Genomic DNA, 20,601 nt, shown 5'->3' with positions numbered 1-20,601 from the left:
ATGTCAAATAAAAAACTTACTATCTCAGCAATTTTTGATTATATTGTTGAAATTAGTGGTGCTTTTGATTTTAAGCAAAATCAAAACTTCACTCTTAAAAATAAACCTGAAATAAAACTAATGGTAATTTCAGCTACAACAGAAAAAGCATATTGCTTATCTAGTTCTACAAGTAGTGATTTTAGTGTTGGTGAAGAAGTTGTTTTAAGTAACTTTGAAGATAAAATTTTTACATCAGAATCATTTTTTGGTTCAATTATCGATATTAACGGTGAAATTGTTTATCCATCTGCAAAAACAAAAGTTATTTATGAAGATCAAAGCACTTTTTCGTATCCATTTAATAAACCTAATTTATTAATGAATTACCAACCACTTCAAGAACAACTTAAAACCGGTTATATTTCAGTGGATTTACTCATTCCAGTTGGAAAAGGACAACGTCAATTAATTATTGGTGATCGTAAAACCGGAAAAACTTTCATTGCCCTTAATGCTATTATTAACCAAAGAAATACAAATGTTAAATGTATTTATGTAGCTATTGGACAACAACATTCACAAGTAGCTGAAACATACAAACTTCTTAGTGATCATGATGCCATGAAAAATACTTTTATTTTAAGTGCAAGTGCTTCAAATCCGTATGAACAATTTTTAGCACCTTATATTGCTATGGCTCATGCAGAAAATCTTTCACATAAGTATGATGTTTTAGTTGTTTTTGATGACCTTAGTGCTCATGCAAATATTTATCGTGAAATGGCTCTTTTAACTAATAAACCAGTTGGAAAAGAAGCCTTTCCAGGAGATATGTTTTTCGCTCACGCAAGATTGCTTGAAAGAGCCGGGAAATTTGTTGGTAAAAAAACAATTACAGCACTACCAATTTTACAAACAGTTGATAACGATATTACTTCATTGGTTTCATCAAATGTTATTTCTATTACTGATGGTCAAATTGTAACTAATTCAGAACTTTTTGCCTCAGGAAAAATTCCAGCAATTGATTTTGACTTATCAGTTTCTCGTATCGGAGCTAGTGTACTTAATTCATTTTCTCGTAAAACTGCTGCTGAAATTTCTAAAATTTACAAGGCATATAAAAAACAAACTAAACTAGCTTCTTTAAAATATGATTTAAATGATGAAACCAATGCTTTAATTTCAAATGGTCTTTTAATTGAAAATATGTTTAAACAAGTAGGGGTATCACTTTATTCAGATCAAACTATTTTCCTTACATCAAAATTAATTTCTTGAGGATTACTTAAAGATATTCCAAATACACAACAAGCAATAACTTTCCTTAGTTACTTAATTGAAGAAGACCAATTAGCTCAAACTACATTTGATTCAATTCTTAATAACGAAAATATCGATGAAGCAAATGCTCGTAACTTCTTTGCTTTTGCCTTAAAAGAATTTTCAGATTTTAATCATTTAAATTGAAATATTCAACCTGAAGCAAAGTTTTTAAAATTTTCAGAACAACTTCTTGAAACAATTACTAAAAAAATGGAGGCTAATTAATGGCTGCAAAAATTACTAAAATTTGAACTGATGTAGTTGAAGTTACTTTTGAAAAAGAGGAATTACCAAAGGTCAATACTTTGCTTGTTTCTGAAGACAAAACCAGTACTTTAATTGTTAAAAAGATTTTAAATGACAATAATCTCTTAGCGGTAGTAATCAATAGTGATTCACCACTTGCAATTAATCAAACTCTTATTAATACAAAAAGTAGTTTTGCTGTTCCAGTTGGACAAAATGCAAAAGGAAATATTTTTGATTACCGTGGAATTTCTTTAACTAATCCAAAAGCTAAACATCACTATATTGAAATGGATTCAACAGTAGCACAAAATAACGACTATCGTTATGAACCTCAAATTACTGAAACAGGAATTAAAGCAATTGACTTCTTTATTCCTATTTTAAAAGGTTCAAAAATCGGGATCTTTGGTGGTGCTGGTGTTGGAAAAACTGTTTTAATGAAAGAAATTATCTTTAACTTGCAAAAACACGAAGAAAGAACCAGCTCAATTTTTATTGGTTCTGGAGAACGTTCACGTGAAGCAATTGAACTTTATCAAGAACTTAAAGAGTCCAACTTAATGGATTCTTCAACAATGTATATTTCTAAGATGAATGAATCAGCAGGAGCGAGAATGAGTATTGTTCCGATTGGTTTAACTGCTGCTGAATATCTTAGAGACAAAGAAAAAGAAAATGTCTTACTTTTTATTGACAACATTTTTCGTTTTTTACAAGCTGGAAATGAAATTTCTTCATCGCTTGATAAAAAACCATCTCTTGGTGGATACCAAGCTACATTAAATACTGATATTTCTACCATTGAAGATCGTATTTTTACAAATGAACATGGAACAATTACTTCATTTCAAACTGTTTTCTTGCCAATGGATGATTTAAGTGATCCTTCTGCTGTAGCCGTGTTTAAATACTTAAATGGTTCACTTGTACTTTCGCGTGAAGTGACTGCTAAGAATATTTTCCCTGCTTTTGATCCACTTGCTTCATCAAGTTCTAGTGTCGATGTTCGTATTATTGGTAAAAAACATTATGATGCAATTATTCAAGCTAAAAGAATTTTACAAAGATACAAGGAGCTTGAAGATGTTATTTTAATTTTAGGTATTGAAGAACTTGACCAAGAATCAAAAATTATTGTTAAAAAAGCTCTACAACTTCAAAACTTTTTCTCACAAAACTTCTTTATGACTGAGCACTTTATGCATGCCAAAGGTGTTTATGTTCCGCTTGAAGAAACAGTTGATTCGGTTATAGAAATTATCAACGGTAAATATCTTGATTTAAACCCAAACAAATTTCTTTATATAGGTTCTACTAAAGATTTAAATTATGAAACTAAAAAATAAATTATCGATCTTAGCAAGCAGTATTGTTCCGCTTGTTTCGATTTCTTTTTTAAGTTGCACTAATAATAAAATTGAAAAAGAACCCAATAAAGATGAAGATAAATTAAATGAAACAAAAGTAGAAGGACTAGATGATAATAATGGTTCATCAGATGAAGAATCAGATCAAAAATTAGATGAAAAAAACAATAATGTAGATTCTACTGATAAAAAAGTAAGCAAAGATGATAATGACAATCAAACAAACATTAGCGATGACGAAAAAGATAAAGTTAATGACTCTTCTTCTTCGGTAGAACCTTCTCTTCCTCCAACATTTTCGCCAAATTTTAATTTTGGAAACCAAGATTATAAAGAGCAAAATTCTTATCCAGAATATATAAATAAATTTACAAAAATTGATGCAAAAGATATTTATCAAGAAATTTATGATCGCTCATTTATGTTGGGTTATAGTTTCAGAGATGAAGATGAATTAGATATTACTATAGACGCTGGAACAGCTTGATTGTTAGACTATTATAAATACAAAGAAGGAAATAAATATAAATTATTTTTTGCCAGCAATTTACATGTATTAAGATATTTTAGTAATGCAATGGATGAGAAATATTTAGAAAAATATAATTATAAAGATTATAGTGGTAAAAAACTTCTTAGTGTATTTTTGGGTAAAAGTAATCAACCAGTTAATTTTGATAATATACCAAATAAATCTTGAGTACGTCATGTAAAGGATAATGGAGGACCTGCTCATAGATTTGATAGTAGTTTCTTTGATAATCCTAAGTTAGTTTTTGCTGCTTTTGACTTTATGGATGATAAATCATATGAGCCTTTTAATGATGATATTCGAAAAATATATAGTGAATATAAAGAAGAAAATGATCCTGATAGAGAAAAATTTATTTCATTTCAAAGCAAATTAAAAAATCCTGATTTCCTTCCTTTTTATAAAGATTTTGCGGTTTTTGAAATTACATTTGATTTTGATAAACAAGTAGCACCAGAAAAGCAAGAAGAATTTAACAAAATTAAAGATCAAATTCAAAAAGCAGTTTCATCGTTAGATCATGCTATTGAACGTTCTAAAAAATCTATTTTACCTAATGTTAAAAAGCAAGGAAATTATTTAATTGACTATGATTATTATTCAGCTGCAAAAATTCTAGAAACTCAAAAAAATGATAATCTTTTGGGAAATGCCAAAGAAATATATATAGGTGGTTATCCAAGTGATAATGGAGAAAGTTATTGAATGAAAAATATTCCTACAGAAAGATATAATGATTCAGTAACTTACTTTAAAAGCCCAAAAAATAAAGATGCTTTTGTTTATTCAACTAATGATATTCAAAATCCTAGCAATCACTTAAGAATATATACTACTGTATGAAATAGGGTTTTTGTTGAGCAATATGGACCTAATTTTACTACTAAATTTTCATCACTTTATCATGGAGCATCTGGTTCTTTAGCTTTAAATGACTTTGGACAAATTGTAGGAATTTATTCAACAGTTTCTGAACGTGCTCAGTTTGGTGATTTGTTAAAAATTAGCGGAATAACTCCTCTTCTCCAAACAAATGACATTAAAATTGATGACAAAGTTTTCTATGCGCATAACTTATTAGATAAAACTAATTTTGAGCACCAAAAAACTTCTTATCGTTCTAATTTAGAAGAACTTTATCCAAATGGATTCGAAAATGATAATAATCTTAAAACAGCTTTATTTCCAAATTTAAAAACATCAACAAAGTAAACTAAATAAAAAATCTAGGAATATTTTTCCTAGATTAAATATTTCAAGTTCTTAAATTTATTTTATTTTTTGGAACTAATTTTAAATCATAAGGATCAACTACAAGTTGGTCCTTTTTTCATTGTTTTTTTACTAAGTGGTAATTCATTGCACTTAAAAAGATGATTCAAGCTAATAAAATTCAAGTAACTAATGCATCTATTGTAACGGTAAAGGTTCCGGTGCTTACAAAGAGACCTGAACTAGAAATTGCATCCTTATCTAAAATCACAATGTAAATGTTTTTATAAATAAATTGGAATGACATAATTCCAAGAATTAAAATTATCGCAATAATACTTGAAGGGATAAAGCCTTTGACTTTACGTACTTGTACTTTATTTGTCTTACGATTAATTAACCCTAAAATCATAGCATAAGCATACAAGAAGAATCACACAATTGTTGGTAAATTTGTAACGGAATCTAATATTTGATCATTGTTAGTAATTAATGAAGGCAATAATAAGACTATTGAATAAAATCCTATAAAAATAAATGAAAGAACTAGTGCTCCTAAATCTTTTCTTTTTTTGTCGAGTTTTTCAAAGAATTTATAACCAAAAATACACTTATCTTCAATTAGACCTTCATTGCTTTTAATCAAGATAATTGATACTGAATTAGTAACAAATCATGCTCCTAAACCTACAATAAATCAAATGGTGCTTGCTAATGCTTGGCTATCCTTTTCGTGACCAGCAGGAATAATAGTTTGAAAAATGTTACCGATAAATCCTGTTCCTTTAAAAGCGGCTCCTAAGGAAATTAAGATATAAATAACCCCTGCAATTACAATAGTAAAAATCGATGCTAAAGGCACAACATTTTTGTTTTTGGTATTTTTTTCTAATGCTCCAATTGATAAAAAAGAATCAAATGAAAACAATACAGCAGGTAATGCGATAAAAAAACCACTAAAAAGAAATGAACTTGAGCCATTAATAATTCCGTATTTAATTCCTGGCTCATTTCCTGTTTTGCCCAAGTAATTTACTCCTATAAATCCAATTACTATTGCAACTACCAAAGAAATCACTTTAAAAAATAATGAAAATATTTGTACTTTAGCTGATCATTTTAATGAAAAATAGTTAAAAACTAGCAAAGCAATAAATAATACAATGGCACTAATGATAATTCAAGGATAAACGCTTGGATCTAATGTTTTTCCTGAAGCTGTGTAAATCCCGAGAAAAATGGATTCCATAGCAAAGACGGGCATTGCTACCCCTAAGATAGAATTATAAAAACCCGGTTGTAAAATCTTTAATCAAGTACCTTGTTTTTTTGAACCAGCAAGTTTTTCGATTCAACCTGCCATTCCGCTTTTTGAGCGTTTTGAGCTTGCTATTTCACTAAAACTATAAGCAGTAAAAAGAGAAATTAAAGCTCCTAAAATCCAAACACTAATAAAGCTCCAAAAAGCAAATGAATTTGTTCCGCTAATAGTTTGAGAATTTATGACACTAATATTTTTGAAGAAAATACCAATTCCAATGACAGCACTTACTGAAATACTTAATGCTGTTCAAAAACCGAGTTTTCTTGCTTTTTTGATGCTTACTTTTGTCATTTTAAATCTTTTTCCTTTTCTTAAATTGTTCTTAATTTTTTGTTTCTTAAAATTTTGTTTAATTTTAAATATTTATTATGTTAATACGTATATACGTATTTTTAAATTTTACATTAAACATTAAAAAACAAAATCATAAAAAATGATAAAATTTGATTATTGATAATTTTATATATTGTATATATACAAATTTATTGTTAATATTATTATCTTAGTTTTAAAATACATATTACTTATAATTTAGAACTTAGAACAAAGAAAAAAATTCTTAAAAGAGGTAAATTATTTATGATTAATGTTAATGAATTTAAACCTGGAATTACATTCCAAGATGAAGGTGATATTTTTGTAGTTCTTGAAGCACAACACTCTAAACAAGGACGTGGGCAAGCTAATGTAAAAGCTAAAGTTAAAAATTTAAGAACTGGTTCAACTACAATTAAATCATATACTGGTGGAGATAAAGTTAAACCAGCTCATATCGATAAAAGAAAAATGAATTATCTTTATTCAGATGGAGAATATATTTTTTTAATGGATAATGAAACTTATGAACAAGCAGAAATTCCTGTTAAAAATGTTGAATGAGAACTTAATTTTTTAAAAGAAGGTTCAGAAGTACAGATTCGCAAATTTGAAGAAGAAGTGCTTGATATAGAATTGCCAATTAATGTTGATTTAAAGGTTGTCGAAGCACCTGATGCAGTTAAAGGGAATACAACTACCAACCCACAGAAAAAAGTTGTCCTTGAAACTGGTTTTGAACTTGAAACTCCAATGTTTATTAAAGAAAATGACATTATAATTGTTTCAAGTGAAACCGGAAAATACGTGGGAAAAAGCAATAAATAATGAATTGAATTAATATTCTTTATCATTCAAATCAAAAATATATTGTCCAAGAAAAAGCTATCATTGATGCTATCGATTATCTTTTTAGCGAAAAACCATATGTTAAATTAGTTAATAGTCCTCGATTAATTTTTGATAAAGAACATTTAAATCTTGAAATTTCTCTTGATGTTAAAATCAACACATCTCAGAGCCAAGGAGCATTTGAAATTATCAAAGATCTTTCGAGAAGTGTTGAAAAAGCCATTAAAAATTTAATTAATAAAAACCCTAAAAACGTACAAATTTGTCTTTTAGATTTTAATTAACTCGTATAAAAAAATGTAAGTGTAAAACTTACATTTTTTCTTTTTTTAAGCAAAATTACACAAGTTTTTCTACTTGTAAAATCTATTTTGACCTATCTATCAAAAATTTTCAATTTTTGCCATTTTTAGCCAAAATGCTTCTTTTTTTTTTTTTTTTCAAAAGCCAATTCTGAACTTATTTACACGATTTATCAAGATATTGGCTTCATTTTTGCATATTAATTTCAGCTATTGTTAAATATATATCATAATCTATAATAAAAATATATTAATATCCTTTAGGATTTTAAATACTAAAGGTATTTATTTTTAATAGTATCAGAATAAATTTTAAGTCAGGCTTAAAATTACTTTTGTTTACAATTTAAAAATTAAAATTACTTTTTAAGGATAATTTATGAAAAAGAAAAAAATATCATTAGCTTTAGCTAGTCTTAGCATACCTACAGTTATTTTTTCATTGTCGGTTGTTCAAAATACTCAAGACTTAGGTACTCAAATTGATAATTTAGCCAAAGATTCACATGGGAAAAAAAGCAATACCATTATCAATCTAGACAAAAAAACATATACGCCTGATGGTATAAACATTGATAATCAACAAACTTACTTTAATTTTTATATTAATGGAGCTCAAAGAGATGGATTAAGTGAGGAACAAAAAAAATTAGTTGATAATAGTGTTAATATAGCATTAGTAAACGGAACTTTAGATGATCCGGTTCAAGAGTGACAAATTACATTTAATTCAGGATTCCCTAATGGGCAATATTATGTATCCAATCCTAACATTAGTATTTTTCTTTCAAATGATTTAGCTTTTGATCAAAACTATACTAATACATTACAATCTATTAACACATTTAAATCAGACAGTTGAGTTTTTAGTAATAGAGCTATCCCCGACTTAAGCAAAAATGATTTTAGAAATTTGAATTCGGACTCTTTTCAGTTGAATGGTCTACGCCCTAGTTATTATAATCAATTAAGAGTATTTAGAGCACCGCGATTAGGTTCTTTCAATAATAGCGACGAAATATCAAGAGATCTTGAATCTAGATTAAATCAAATTAGATCTTGAGGTGCTTGAGATCAAGCTCCAGGGTTAAGTGTTGATTATAGAATAAGTAATAACTTAGGATCTTTTTTTACCTTAAGATTTGATACAAGACAAACTAATAGTAATAATAATCAAGTAGGTAAGGGAGATAATTTTGTAATTAGATTTAGAACAATTAAAAATACAGAGTCCCCATCATCTTCTAGTGCTTCAGGAACTTCATTTGAAGGTGATTCGGCACATGTAAAAAATGGTAAAATTATTAATCCTGCAGTTTTAAGTGATGGGTATACTTTTGTTGGTGCAAACTTTTCTTACAATGATAATGGATATTACGGAATTAGAGCTAAGGCATATGTTGCAGAACGTAAAGCAACTAGCCTTTATAACATTGGTATTAAAGAAACTATTGGGCATCCTGAGTATCAAAATAGACAGACAACAGCTCCTGTTTTAAGATATAGACTTTATAATGGTTCAAATAACGAAACATATGCTGAATGAAACTCTGATCGTGAATTTAATCCAGAATCTATTAATGAATTTACAACAAAATATAAGGCATATGTTTCAAATGATTTGGTTAAACATTATGATAGATTAAAACTAGGTGTTTCTTTTGTTAACTCTACAGATAGTGAAAATTGAGAAATTGTTCAACCAAATAATTACCAATATAATATAAACCAAGATGTAAATGCTTTATTATTTAATGTAACAATTAATAAAATTAACAAAAATAATAGTCAAGAATGAAAAGATAAGATTGATCAATTGCCTTATATTTCTAATAATCTAAAAACAGAATTTAAAAATAGAGTTGATACTGTTTATGAAAATCCAAGAAATAATCTTGCAGATCAGCAAGCAGAAGAAATTTATAACTTAGCTAAACAACAAAGTGGACTAGGACTTATAAGTGATAAAAATCACGATAATAGCGGTTATGCAAAAAATTTACTCCAAAAATATCAAGAATTAATGAATGTTAAAGATAAGATTAAATATCATTACGCAGATGAAAAATTAAAACAAGAATTTGATAATGCTTTTAATGAAGTTCTTAATGGTGTTGGAGGAACCAAAAACTTTGCTATTGTAGCTGAAGATAATACTGATTTTAATAGTGATAATGGCTATACTCTTTATAAATTACAAAGACAATTAACGCCTGAAGAATATAATTCATTAATGAAAAAAATGCAAGATGCTTATGATTATTTAAATGGACTTGATGTTCAAGATTCATTTAGTTTTTCTCAATTAGATCGTGCTGCTTCAACCGTAGATCCAAATGATAATTCAGATCTTGCAAAAATTTTACTTAATACTGTACATTCAAAATTAGATCCGGCAATAACAACGCAAGAACAAGCAAGAAATGCATCTGGAAATACACCAATGCAAGTTTGAGATAGAAATAATACAGGTGAAGCGACAACAAGAAATGATGTTGTTTTTAATGGGTATTCTCTTGAATTTATCGATATAGAACATGATGAGAATTTAAATGCAAATGGCCAAATTAAGCTAAAGTATAAAATCGTTTCTCCTAAATATAAAGAAGATAGAAGAAATTTAGGCGATCTTTCTATTAGAGAACAAATTATTAGTGGTTTTCAAACAGAACAACAAGAAATTGATAGATTGAACTCGATTAATATAGGCTTTGACTATAGACAAAAAGAGAATTTCATTCCATATAATAATATTAATTACCCAGTTATTGATGGATTAGATACAATCCCAGAACAATATAGATTAAAACGTAGTGATTTACTTTTTACAGCAAATAATGCCGCAAATTCAGAATGAAGATTTGTAGATAATCCAGATATTACAAAGCAAGCCTGAATAAATGATTCTAAACAAATTAAAATAACTAATATTCGCTTTGGAAATAGTAATGATACAGAAAATCAAACATTAGATCGTAATCCAAAAGATGGAAGCATTCGTTTTAAATATGATTTATATTCAACAAAAAATGGATTTGAAGAATTAAAACTTAATAATAATGATCCTTATAGAACTATTTCTGGATTTAAAACAGAGGCAAAAAGACTTGGTGAAATAGCCGGGAATAGATTAAGAACAAAAGATCTTTTAGTTAATGCGGTAAACACCATTAAAATGAAAGAGATTTTCCCTAATTTTGAAACAGAACAACCTAGTGCTAAAGATATGACTATATCTCAATATATGACTGGTTCTGATGTCGCAAACAGAGAAGTATTTAACAAAATTTTAGCACTTGCTTTACCAAATGAACATGTTCAATTTGGAGATTATTGACTTGATTATACTAATCGAGAAAATAGAAGCAATGGTGGATATGAAATTAGTAATGATTATGGTACTTATATAGGTCGTCATTTTGTATTAAAATCTACATTACCCGGATTAGAAGATGTTTTAGGACCTAAAGAAGAGCAATATAAAGGACAAATTGATATTTGAATGACTCTATGAAGAAGAGGTACAGAAGGAGATAGAGTCTCAAGGCTCGCTAATAATAATTTAGGTGAGTATTCAGGAAATAAAAATATTGTTCCATATGATGCTAATTCTACTAATATTAATGATTTAAATTTCATCGGAGAGAAAAAAACAATTAATAGATGAAAAAATGTTAATAATCAAAAAGTTTATGAAGATAAACAAGTTTGAAGCCAAGATGAAAATCAAATATTTATAACAGATCCTGCTTTTATTCGTTTTGATGCTAGAAGGGGAGAAGTTGAATATCAATATGTAGTTCGCTCATCAAGAACTAATGTTGGTTGAATAGATCAATTTACCGGTACTAATTATAGTGATCAATGATACTATGATACTTTTATCTATACCAGAAAAACAACAATTACCGGATTTAAAACAGAGAAAAACCGTGTTGATGAAATCATCGACCAAATGCCTGATATTAATAGATTGCTTGAAATTTACGGAAGAACAGATATTAAAAATAATATTCCAAGTAAATCTAAAGAAAATATTAAATCAGTTATTGAACAATGATTAAGAGATCCTGATAAAGAACTTAAAAATCCTGATAGCTGAATCAATACCGCAAATCAAAAAAATGATGTTGCTTTAGTGCCTGACTCATTAAATTGATCTGGAATAAATGATCAAGATGGGACAATTACAGGATTAACCTTTAAAGTACAATCTACAAAAAATCGTTTAACTGATATTCAATCAAAAGAAAAAGAACCTCAAAATTTAGCAGATTTTTATTCAATTGATAAAGAAACTCAACGTTTAAACAATATTGAGGTTCAATTAGATTACACTGACAAACAAAATGTTATTCCTTATACAACTAACCAAAAAAATACTTTAGGAGACATTTTAAATAATCCTGATTTAGATATTGAACAAGTTTTACTTACAAGCCCAGGATGAAATAAAGTTAATAACGAATGAGTTAATGAAGAACAAAAAGCAAAACTTGTTCTCCAACCTATTGACGATGATACAACTAGCAGAGATGCTTTAAATGGGAATATTAAAGTTAAATATAAATTAGTTTCAAATGATTCAGAACGTTTTGATAATCCAAGTTCTATTGAAAGCTCAGAAAAAGAAGCTACAATTGAAGGATTTAAAACCGAAAAACAACGTGTTTTAGAAGTTGTTCGTTCTATTAAAGAAAAACTTAATACAGATGAGTTTTATTCTGAAGCAGATAAAAATAACACAACTTCTTTTGAGGCTACTAGAAAACAAGGTGAACAAACACCAGGAATTGATAATTCGCTATTACTTGCCAATAAATTAAAAGCTGAATTTGATAAATATCATGTTGATTTTAAACAAGACTCAGATCATTCGCTTCAATTTAGTCAACTTTTAAGTGACTTTAATTCAGGGGCAATAGCTGGAATTAAATTTGAATTAAAATCTACAATTGATGGTTTAACAAGCGCTAATAGTTCTTTTGAGGAATTTGGAGAAGGAACTACAATTGATGGATTTTGAACTAAAGAAAAAGAAATAGAACTTCTAAAACAAGTTAATCCTCAATTTGATTATTCAAGCAAAGAAAACACTATTCCTTATAGTGTTAGTGAAATTTCCCCAACTTTAAGAGAACACTTAAATTTAAGTGGATATACTTCAAATGACCAAGAGAGCTTAATTTTTACACCTCAAAATGAAAATGATAGATGAAATATTAATAATATTTCAGTTACAGATGTTGATCCTAAAGGTACCGGGGCAAATAATACAGGAACAATTAAATTAGCATATACCGTTCAATCAACAAAAAATTGAAGATTAAATGGTGAATCTAATAGTGATTCTAATTTAACTTCGGCAAAAGTTACTTTACCTTCAAATGAACACTCTGATACATATATCAATGGATTCAAAACTGAAAAACAAAGATTAAATGAAGTGTTAAATCAAATGCCTTCATTGCAAGCTTTATTTAACGATCACATAGATAGAAATAAGAAAATTTTTGATGAAAATAATAATGTAACAGATGAGTTTAAAGAAGAAATTAAACAACTTGTAAATCAATGATTAAGTGATCATGATCCTGACCATACAAACTCTTATGCAGAAATTAATGATTTAGTTGTTGGTAAATTTGATCAAGCAACAGGTGATATATCAAATATTACCTTTAATCTTAAATCAACTAAGGATGAATTAAATGATGTTCATTCTGACACTAAAGATGAACAACATATTAATGGATTCAAAACAATTAAAGAAGAAAAAGCAAGATTGACTAAAGTTGCAGAAGGTTTAAGTATTGATTATCAGCCAGAACTTAAAACCGAAAAAGTACGTTACAGTACTGAAGACTTTAAAATTTCAGAATTACAATTACCAAAAGGTTGAATTCAAGGCCCTCAAGATGGAGAATGATTTAATGAAAGCGAAAATGTTGTTTTAACAAATATTCGTTTCAGTGACCCTAATGCTGCAGATGGTACAGTTAAAATTGATTATGATGTTAAGACCTATCAAGGAGATTTTGCTGGAACAACAAAAGAAAATCCTGTACAAAATACAATGATTAGTCATTTTGCTACAGAAGCAGATCGTTTAGATTGAATTTTAGATAACGATCCAAGAGCAAATGGCATTCGTGTTCCTATAATTGATTACAACCCTAATAATTCAGATACTCTTTTAAATGCTGAAGATAAAAAACATACAGTTGATTGAATTAATTCAAAAGAAGATCAAAGTAATCCAGAAGCACCTACAAGATTACTTGACAAACTTCAACAGTGATTTAATAATCAATCTGGAGCTGATGTTAAGGTTGTAGATCTTCGAGCAGAATATGATAATGAAAACGGAACAATTACAGATATTAAATATAAATTAGAATCTAAAAAACAAAATTTAGTTCCAATAGAAACACAACCAAAAATTACTTCTACTAAATATAGTCAACCACAAAATGCAATTAACTTTGTGACCCCACAACAAGTAAGAGATGAACTTCAAAGAGCTGTAGATAGTGTTCAAGCAGCACTAGATTATATTAATAAAACAGTTCCGCCATATGCTGATAACTCTACTTTAGAAGAAGAAAAACTATACAATAGTTTATTAGAAAGCGGATGAGAAAAACAACTTGATGAAGCTGGACATGTTTCATTTGTTAAAGAACACACAAGACTTGAATTTGTTAACCAAAATAACTCTGATAAACCTTTCAGTGATTCAGATCCTATTGGAAAACCAGTTGCAAATCCAGTTGATAATTCAGCTTCAACTAATGTCCATTACAAAATTACTTCAGAATGACCTGATTTTAAAAACAAACAAGACTTTACAAAAAATGAAACCAAAAATATTACTGGTTTTGTTACCGAAAAACAACGTTTAAATGAAATCGTTAAACAACTTGTTGAAGGAAGCCTTATTGATGATTTAGTTCAAGATAAGGCAAATAAACTAGTTGATGAAATTACTGAAGAAAAAATCCGTGAAGCTTTAAATAATGAAATAGCTAAACTCAATAGTCCATATGGAGTTAAAGCAACCATTAAAGAAGGTGGTCTAACTCTTGCTAAAAATGCTAAAAATGGAACTATTGATGTAAACTTTAAGCTTAGTTCGCTTGTTTATGGTGTAGATCAAGATTCAAATACTAATAATGAATTAAAAGAACAAGATCCAAGCATGACCAATAACAACACAATTAGTGGATTTAAAACAAATTACACTAATGTTATGGAACAATTTAAAAAATACGGCATAACAGATGGAGCTGATGTTGGTTTCACAAATAAAGAATTGCAAAAGAAAATCACAGCAAACCAAGCACAAGCTCAAGATCCGAATCAATATACCTTAAATATTAAAGATTCTATTAAGAGCAACCACCCAGAACTTTCAGGTCAATGAAAAGTCGTTACTCCTGAAAGTATTGAAGGTGAATTACATGATAAATATGAACAATATTTACCAAAAGTAGTAGGTCATGATGAAATTAACGGTCGTACACTTGTGGCATACTATTTAATTGATACAGACAAAGAGCATGCTGATGGTGATGGTTTATTACCAGTATCACAAAAATTCTACGCAACAGTTGATGGATTCCAAACAGAACTTGAAAGACTTCAAAGTCTTAAAGAACTTGTTCAAAATAGTATTCATAATACAAAAAATAAAGAAGAAAGAAAACCATTCTTACCAACTGATGAACTAGATGTTCCAGATAGTGATATTGGATTCCAATCAGATCAAGCTATTTTAAATGCTGAACCAAATTATGTATCAGCACAAACAAAAACATATACAAGAGATAATACTCACGGAACTATTGGAGTTACTCACACTTACCAAACAAATAAAGAAAATAGCATCCTTTATGATATTGAAGATCCAGAATTAGTTACCAAAGAAAATAAACCACAGGTTCTTGCACAATTAGGATTTGCCGACCTTAGTGATGATCAAATTAACAATAAAAAAGAAAGTGAACTTGTTATTACCGATACTAATGAAGTAGTATTTGATAATTACAAAACTTACCTAGAATTACTTACAGAAAAAGTTAATGAACTTAAAAATGCATTAAATCATTCAAATGCCACTTTAGAAGAAGCTCGTGAAAATAATAATTATTGATCACAAGATGAAAAAAATAACTACATCAAACAATTAGAAGCTGAAATTGATAAATTCAAGAAAAATACAGCAAATGATCAAAATACAATTGAACAAAATGATGATTTCTATCTTCAAGCTGCAGAAGCCATTACCAACATCGAAGCTGATTTAAAAGATGTTAATAATAAGAAAAAAGAAGCTTTTGATGGTATTTATGATTTAAGTTTCTTAAATAAAAAACAAAAACAAGAACGTCAAAAAGAAATTATTAATTCTAACCAAAAACCAATTGAAGGTTCAAACAACCCAACAACGGATTCAATTGTCCAAAAAGCAACTGAATTGAACAATTCAATGGATCAATTACATAGAATCGTTGATGGTGATTCGATTTTGCGAAGAAATAGAAATTACAATAAAATTCCAAATACAGTTAGAGAACTTTACGAAAATTTAATTCAAGATGCTAAAGATCTTGAAGCAAATAAATCTTCAGTTAATGGAATTGAGCAAGAGGCTTGAGATAAAGCATCTCGTGAAAATAATTTTAACGAAAGCATTGCTATTCCTCAGACTTCTGAAAATGATGAACATGCTGATTGAAATAAACAACAAGTTGATAATCTCACTAAGATGCTTAAACTTGTTAAAAATGAAATTGAGAAAAATCTTAATAAATTAGATGATGTAAAACGTCAAATTGATGATATGCAATATCTTTCTGATCAAGAAAAAGAAGCTTTAAAAGCTCGTGCTGATAATCCAGATAAAACTTCAAATAATGGAATTAATGATTATGATAATGTGCTTAATAAAGCAAAACAAATTAATAAGAAAAAAGAAGATTTATTTAATGAAGTATCAGCAAATCCAGCTACTGATCATACTTATGAATATTTAAATAACGATCAAAAAAATAAAGTAAAAACAGAAATTGTTAAGTCAATCCTTGAAGATGATTCAGCAGATTCAATTACTCAAGAAGCTCAAAGTAAAATCTCAGAAGGCGAGCACGTTGATAATTATTCAGAAGTAGAAAAACGCGCTACAGATCTTAATAATTCAATGAAAGAACTTAAAGATCGTGAAGACGCAGCTCCTGCAATTAGAAGTGATTCTGCAAAATATGGCGATGCTACTGATGAAACCAAAGCAATTTATGATCAATTAATTGATGCTGCAAATAAATTGAAAAACAATCAATATGACAAAAATTCAACTCAATTACCTACTTGAGGTGATCAGCTAGCTAAACCAGAAGATAATACTTGAGACAAAACACAAGTGGATCACTTAAATGATCTTATTGATCAAGCTCTTAAAAAACTTGAAGCGGAAGCAAGTTTCAAAAACAATCCATATCTTTCACCTGAAGAAAAAGCAAAACTTTATGAAAATGTTAAAAATGCTACTTCACTTGATGAGATTCAAAAACAAATAGATACAGCAAATAGCATCAAAAAAACCAAAAAAGATTTAATTGATAATCTTGATGTAAACTTCCCACACCTAAATCAAGATCAAAAAGATGCTATTAAACAAGAAATTATCAATTCATTAACTCCTGATACACCAATTTATGAGGAAATCAAAAATTCTCACCCTCAACTTGAAACGCCAAATCAAGTTATTGAACGGGCAGGAAGTTTAGATGATTCAATGAATGATAATCAAAAATTAATTGCAGATGAAGACCAAATTCACAATGATCCTAAATATCAAAAAGCATCGAAAAAATACAAAGATCTTTACGATCATGCAATTAATGCTTCAAAAGATCTCCAAAATAATCGAAGTGATATTTCTTCAGATACTAATAACCTTCAAAATGATTGAGATCCAAATGTTGCTAAACCAGAAACTTCAAATGCAGATGCTTCTGATCACAAAGCAAATTGAAACAAAGCTCAAGTTGATGAACTTAATAAAATAATCAATGATGTTCTTGCTAAAATGGCAGAGTTTTATGACAAAATTAAAAGCATTCAAGATAAAGTTGATCAATTAGATTATCTTTCACCTGAAGAAAAAGCTAAATTTAAGGATCAACTAGAAAATACCGAAAATCCTGAAGATGCAAATAAAATTTGAGAACAAGCCCAAAAAGATAACCAAGCTAAAAAAGACATTGTTGATTCGATTTTAGGACAAAAACATTTAAACAATGATCAAAAAGAATATTTCAAAGATCAAATTATTAATACTCAATTACATGAAGAAGAATTATTAGATAATCAAAAATCAGTAACAGAAATTCAAACAACAGCTCAAGAACTTGATGATAAGATGTCAGAACTTGAACAAGTTAGTGATATTGCATCAAAATTAATTGACCAACCAGCTTTTGAACAAAATGCCTCAAAAGGTGCTCAAGATGCATTTATTAAAGCAATTCAAGATGCATATGACACTATCACTAACAAGCCAATTAATGATAATACAAATGCAAATCTTGACAAAGATCAAGTACAAGACTTAATTGACAAAATTAAGTTAGAACATGATAAAGTTATTGATAATATTATTGATAATTTAGACGGTTTAATCGAAGAGGAAAAACCTCAAATTAAAGAAAATATTCACAATCAACCTACTGAAGATGATATTCTTGCCGAACTTGCTAAAGCTAAAGATATTTCAGATTCAGTTAATGAATTAATCGCCAAAGAAGCTCATTACTTTAATGAAGGTGATCTTAACCAAGTTGTTAAAGATATTGATCAACTCATTAAACACCTTGATGATTTAGGTGTTTCAACCAAAGACTTTATCGAAACAAAAGAAGCAATTAGTCGTTATCACTCTCTTCTTGATGCCCTTGAAAAATACAGAAAAACAGGAGTAGAAGAAAGTGATTACCAAGAGCTCAAAGAAAAATTAGAGCAAGAAATTAGTTTAGTTAAATTCTTAAATACCACCAAATATCCAAAACTAAATACTTTAATTAACACTATTAACGCTTCGCTAAAAACTTACCAAGCTCAAAGTGAAGATGAAATTGCTTTAGTTGAAGCTTTACGAGCAGCTGAAAAAGATAAGTTTAACAATGTTGTTTATGACCTTAATAACCGTGGTCACTTTGATCAATATAATAACTTTGCTAATACTTTAAATAGAATTAAATACTTTGGAAAAATTGTAGCCGGTAGAGCTGATGATTACCAATTATTACAAAGTATTTGAAACGAACTTTCAAAACTTGATTTTGATGATATTTCAAATGTTTTAGAAAGTGCTTTAGTAAAAAACTTTAAAGAAATGAGAGTAGCTGAAGAAAAACTTGGATTCTTATGATGAGTTTTCCTTGCAACTAACTCAGCCTTAATTTTAGGAATTATTATTGCTCTTGCTAAAAGACGCAATAAACAATAAAATTAAATTATTTTATTCAATTATAAAACACCGTGTTATTACGGTGTTTTTTTATTGTTATTATTATTATTATTGGTCTTAATTTATAAAATCAAAAAAGAACACTTTAAATAGTGTTCTTTTAACTAAAATTCAAAAGATTTACTTCCATAACCAACAACATTACTATGGATAGCTTTTAGAATTTGGGCAATATTTGGTTTTTCTTCTTCAAATGCTAGTTTTGGATCATTTGCATCTAAATTAGTTGCAAAAGCAATAATTGTATAGTGGTTTTTGTGTTTTGAATCAAAATCAGTTAAGATTAAGTTTGTATCAGGAATTTCTTTTAGGTTTATTTTTTGAGTAATAATATTAACAAAAGCAGTTTTGGTTTGGTTGTATGAATTTACCCCAAATTTAATATTTACATCGTTTTCTTTTTGGTTAAGATTTACCTGAACTTTGTTATCTCAATTATTTGCAATTGAATAGGCAACACCATTAATTGTTTGAACGGCTCATGAATTTGTTTTTGAATTATCTAACACTAAAACAACATAACTTTTGACATTTTTGGCTTGTGAGGCATCTAAGGATATTTCAAAAGGTTTATCACTTACGATAAATTTTTGAAGTTTTTCATCAAATTGACTTTTTAATGCCTTTGCTTGTTCATCATTAAGGTTAGTTAAGATTTCAATTTGAATATGGCCTCTATCTTTGTTATTAAAGAAATTTCCGCTTATTTGAAAGTTATTATTTGCAAATTTGGGACCACTTTTTTCATCCCCAGGAAGACTTTGTTTGGCGATAAAAGTTAGCACATCATATGCAATTACCCCGGCATCTTTGATAATTTTTGTAAGTTCAAAAAGACAACCATAACTTTGCTCATTTTTGTCATTACCCAATAATTTTCTTAATGATTCATCGTTATATTCTTTAGCTAAAGCCATTACTTTGATTTCGTATTTATGATCTGAATCAGGAGGGAAAGGCCCAAAGTATGAAGTTGAATTATCTGTCTGAAATGCACTAGGCACGGCAGAATTTATTATTTTCTTAGAAGTGGAATTTTCAAAAGGAAAAAGATATTTTTTTGCATTTTCTTGATTTAAATTTGCCGGTATTGAAGTGATATTTCCTTTTGTAAGTCCAACTCAATGTATAAAAGGGGCACAAACAGCACCTGCTGCTTGATAATCTGTAATTATAATAGCATAGCTTTTAGCAGTTGGGACTGAGTCTCATTGTAAATGAATTGAGTTTCCACCTTTAATAGCATGGTTTTCATCTTTTAAATGATGTGTATTTTGATCAATTGCCGAAGATCTAATATTCAAGTTGGTTAATTTTTCCATTTTTATATTTTGGGTTAGACAAAGATGATTAACCCGCTCCTATCGATTAATTATTGAAGTTTTTAAAATGTCTTTTTTAATGTTTTTTAATTAATTATATTTTTTTATTATTTTTTATTGAACATATTTTATTTATATTTTTTAAAAACATGATATTTTCAAAGAATTATTATCGCTTTTTATTATTTTTTATTTCTTGTTTATGTTTATTTAGATTTATATTTTTTCATACTTATTTTTATGTATCTATTATTTTAAATAATCCAAGAATTGAATTTTATATTTAAA

8 protein-coding genes are annotated in these 20,601 nt (G+C 28.2%); 6 read left to right on the top strand and 2 right to left on the bottom strand.

Annotated features, from left to right (window positions below):
- From Q349_RS01930 to Q349_RS01920, 3 genes are read left to right on the top strand one after another with little or no spacing between them, the layout of a single operon-like run.
- Complete coding sequence (locus tag Q349_RS01930; protein ID WP_036464503.1) at positions 1-1,533, top strand: MSC_0619 family F1-like ATPase alpha subunit; 1,533 nt, start codon at positions 1-3, stop codon at positions 1,531-1,533.
- Positions 1,533-2,903, top strand: coding sequence for an MSC_0618 family F1-like ATPase beta subunit (locus tag Q349_RS01925; RefSeq protein ID WP_036464501.1), 1,371 nt, complete (start codon positions 1,533-1,535; stop codon positions 2,901-2,903). Before Q349_RS01930 ends, Q349_RS01925 begins: the two co-directional genes overlap by 1 nt.
- Complete coding sequence (locus Q349_RS01920) at positions 2,887-4,668, top strand: MIP family Ig-specific serine endopeptidase (RefSeq protein ID WP_036464498.1); 1,782 nt, start codon at positions 2,887-2,889, stop codon at positions 4,666-4,668. The genes Q349_RS01925 and Q349_RS01920 overlap by 17 nt, the downstream gene beginning before the upstream one ends.
- A 34-nt stretch (positions 4,669-4,702) precedes the next feature.
- On the opposite strand, the gene Q349_RS01915 is transcribed toward Q349_RS01920, so the two are convergent.
- A complete protein-coding gene (locus Q349_RS01915) occupies positions 4,703-6,283 on the bottom strand; it encodes an APC family permease (RefSeq protein WP_051616752.1) in 1,581 nt (526 codons plus the stop codon).
- Between the two features lie 288 nt (positions 6,284-6,571).
- On the opposite strand from Q349_RS01915, the gene efp reads away from it, so the two are divergent.
- From efp to Q349_RS01900, 3 genes are all read left to right on the top strand, one after another.
- A complete protein-coding gene (gene efp, locus Q349_RS01910) occupies positions 6,572-7,135 on the top strand; it encodes an elongation factor P (protein WP_036464494.1) in 564 nt (187 codons plus the stop codon).
- Positions 7,135-7,443 carry an MMB_0454 family protein gene (locus tag Q349_RS01905; protein ID WP_051616751.1) on the top strand — a complete coding sequence of 103 codons (309 nt, stop codon included), beginning with the start codon at positions 7,135-7,137 and terminating at the stop codon, positions 7,441-7,443. The genes efp and Q349_RS01905 overlap by 1 nt, the downstream gene beginning before the upstream one ends.
- Positions 7,444-7,840: 397 nt before the next feature.
- Positions 7,841-18,970: a CCDC158 family protein gene (locus Q349_RS01900; RefSeq protein ID WP_036464488.1), complete on the top strand. Its 11,130-nt coding sequence runs from the start codon at positions 7,841-7,843 to the stop codon at positions 18,968-18,970.
- A 125-nt stretch (positions 18,971-19,095) separates the two neighbouring features.
- Here the strand turns inward: Q349_RS01900 and Q349_RS01895 are convergent, their stop codons facing one another.
- Positions 19,096-20,313: a YbhB/YbcL family Raf kinase inhibitor-like protein gene (locus tag Q349_RS01895; protein WP_036464485.1), complete on the bottom strand. Its 1,218-nt coding sequence runs from the start codon at positions 20,311-20,313 to the stop codon at positions 19,096-19,098.
- Positions 20,314-20,601: the final 288 nt, after the last annotated feature.

It is taken from the genome of Mycoplasmopsis sturni DSM 22021 (genome assembly GCF_000701485.1).
GTDB classification, from domain to species: Bacteria; Bacillota_I; Bacilli_A; order Mycoplasmatales; family Metamycoplasmataceae; genus Mycoplasmopsis; species Mycoplasmopsis sturni.
Note: the sequence above shows the minus strand (reverse complement) of the source record. Positions and strands in the feature narration are given on the sequence as shown.